The following is a 2,531-nucleotide window of genomic DNA, read 5'->3' as shown; positions in this document are numbered from 1 at the left end:
ATCTCGATGCTCGGAAACAGCGGGGTCAACGACGGCAGCACGATGCCGTAGACCACCACCGCCAGCATCAAGGCGGCGACCAGCGCGTTGAGCAGCGAGCGCTCGGCGCGGTTGTTGTCGTAGAGCCACCAGGCGAACAAGCCGAAAATCAGCGATGCCGCGATGAAGGGCCAGGCCACGAAGGCCGGCTGCCGCGTCAGTATCACCGCGCCGACCACCGCGATGATGGAGGCCGCCGCCGGAATCGCGAACCACCAGGCCGCGCCGCGCATCAGCCAGGACCGCGACAGCACACGCCGCTCGACCGCGCCTGCGGTCAGGATCGCGATCGCCGGATAGAGCGGCAGCACGTAATGCGGCAGCTTGGTCAGCACCGCCTCGAACACGATCCAGGACGGGATCAGCCAGGCCAGCAGGAACTGCGCGCCCGGCTCGCGCCGCGCCCGCCACACGGCGGGCGCCGCCATCGCCGCGAGCGGCGCACCTGGCCAGAAGGTGATCCAGAACAGCGCCAGATACAGCCCTGGCGGGGCACCGTGAGATTCCTGGGCACCGAGCTTGCTGAGCATGTCGCCGCCGACGGAGTCGGTGAAGAAGGTTTCCCCGGCACGCCAGAAGATCGCAACGAACCAAGGCAGCACCAGCACCAGCATCCACATCAGGCCCCAGACCGGGCGCAGCTTCCACAGCCACGAGGCATCGCGGTCCTGGATCGCGAGCACCACGATGGTCAGCCCCGCGAACATCAGGATCAGCGGACCTTTGATCAGGATGCCCATAGCCAGCGCGGTCCAGAAGATCGCCGGCCAGCTCCATGGCGGACGGACCTCGTCCTCGGCCCGCTGCCAGGACAGATAGGCCCGTGCCATCGCGCCCATCGCAGCGACGACGCAGAGCAGCAGCATGGCGTCGGTCTTGGCCAGGCGAGCCTCGACACCGAGCAGCACGGAGGCGCACATCATCAGCGCCGCCAGCACCGCGGCGCGCCGCGTGACGAAGCCGAGCGCGGCCCAATAGGTCATGAGCACGGCGCCGATCGCTCCCATCAGCGACGGCAGGCGGTAGACCCAGATCCGCAATTCCGCCTTGGGCAGCTTCAACGCCGCGGCGGCTTCGACCGCCGCCGATTGCAGCCAGTAGATGCCGATCGGCTTCTTGTAGCGGACGTCTTCCTGGAAGCGGATATCGACGTAGTCGCCGCTCTCCACCATCTGCTTGGTGGCTTGGGCGAAGCGTGCTTCGTCGCGGTCGATCGGCGGGATGGTGAAAAAGCCCGGCAGGAACAGCAGCAGCGCACACAGCACGAGGAAGGCGACCGCGCGCGCATGGCTGGCCGTGACGATGTCGAGCATGCGCACGAGCCCGCTGCCCGGATTTGCGGGGGATTTCGGTTCGCGGGGGGCTCCAAAACGGGGGCTTGGATAGGTCTCGGCCATTGGTTCCGCTTACGCTGAAACCGTCATCGCCACAACCGCTTGAGGCAGGGTCATTGAATTCGAATGACGACTGTGTCCGCCGCGCCCGTGGCGTCGATCACAGTGAGCCGGGCAAAGCCCGGACCCGGCGGATCGATCAGCCGCTGGCGCCGTCCGTCGATCTCGCCGAGCGCGGTGCCGTTAACCATGATGGTCATGGGCAGCACGCCGCCGGCGACCTTGACCGGCATGGCTGCGCTCTCCCGGCCACCCGATCGATCGACGTCGATCCGCGAGCCGTTGAGGGGAAACTGAATGTGCAGCGCCTGCTCGCCCCCGGTGCGTACCAGTTCCCCGACCGGGCGGAACCGCTTCAGGGGCAGCGGCAGCTTGGCATTACTTGCCACCAGGGTTCCCCTTGGTGGCTTCGGCAACGGGGCGAGCGTTTTGCCGGTCCGCGCGAAGGCGTCGAACAGGATGGGCGCCGCGGCGACGCGCCCAATCAGGCCGGGAACCGGCGCGCCGTCCGGACGGCCTACCCAGACGGCAATGGTCATACGGCCGTCGAAGCCGACCGACCAGGCGTCGCGATAGCCGTAGGACGTGCCGGTCTTGAAGGCGATGCGGTTATGGGCGGCGTTCTCCGGGGGAGGCGTCCCCAGCAGCACGTTTCCGACCTGCCAGGCCGCGACCTGATCCAGCAGCCGGAGCGGCTCGCGGTCGTCCTGTTCAGTCACGACCTCACGCAGCGGCTTGGTGGTGCCGAGACGGGCGAAACCCGCATAGAGCTGGGCGAGGTCCTGGAGCGTGACGCCGACGCCGCCGAGGCCCATGGCAAGGCCCGGCGTCTCGTCCTTGGGCAAAACCATATTGCCGCCGGCCTGCCGCAACCGCGAGGTCAGCCGGCTGGAGCCGACGCGATCGAGCAACACGATGGCAGGCACGTTCAGCGACAATTGCAGCGCCTTCCTCACGGGCACCGTCCCCTGGAAAGTCATGTCGAAATTTTCCGGCGCGTAGGAGCCGAAGCGAACCGGCCGGTCGTCGATCAGGCTGTCCGGATGGACGAAGCCGTCCTCGAAGGCGAGCCCGTAGATGAAGGGCTTCAGCGTCGAG

2 protein-coding genes are annotated in these 2,531 nt (G+C 67.5%); both read right to left on the bottom strand.

What is annotated here, in order from left to right; genetic code table 11:
- Positions 1–1,436 (bottom strand): glycosyltransferase family 39 protein (locus JHD07_RS29460; RefSeq protein ID WP_291628542.1); only part of this gene is annotated, 1,436 nt, incomplete at its 3' end.
- Positions 1,437–1,486: 50 nt separating this feature from the next.
- Positions 1,487–2,531 (bottom strand): penicillin-binding transpeptidase domain-containing protein (locus JHD07_RS29455; protein WP_291628540.1); only part of this gene is annotated, 1,045 nt, incomplete at its 5' end.

Origin of the sequence: Bradyrhizobium sp. (assembly GCF_016462955.1) — a bacterium.
In the GTDB taxonomy this organism is placed as follows: Bacteria; Pseudomonadota; Alphaproteobacteria; order Rhizobiales; family Xanthobacteraceae; genus Bradyrhizobium.
This window is presented reverse-complemented; position numbering and strand designations above follow the sequence as displayed.